This window comes from Neisseria sp. P0016.S008 (genome assembly GCF_051957775.1).
Lineage (GTDB): Bacteria > Pseudomonadota > Gammaproteobacteria > Burkholderiales > Neisseriaceae > Neisseria > Neisseria flavescens_B.
In genome coordinates this window covers 1-236 of the sequence record NZ_JBQCWB010000049.1, presented here as the reverse complement: position 1 = coordinate 236, position 236 = coordinate 1, and the positions used below count along the sequence as shown (strand labels likewise).

Genomic DNA, 236 nt, shown 5'->3' with positions numbered 1-236 from the left:
ATTTTCCCCGACCGCTGGATGCCCGACCAATACGACCTCACCCTGCGTGAAAACTTCCCTGACCAACAGCCGGGCGGATTCTCCCAACTAGAATACGGACGCTGGGTATGGACGACGATCAACTCCTTCCAATGGGATTTGAATTACAGCCACCCCTGGGTCTGCCGGGCCATGGCTGGCGAAATGATGTTCGTTGGCAACTTAGGCGTTGATCTTCTGCGCATGGCTGCCGTTGC

At 56.4% G+C, this 236-nt stretch carries 1 pseudogene; it reads left to right on the top strand.

The features are described 5' to 3' along the window. Positions 1-236 (top strand): annotated as a pseudogene (locus ACTHS8_RS10935) (amylosucrase); the annotation flags it as partial.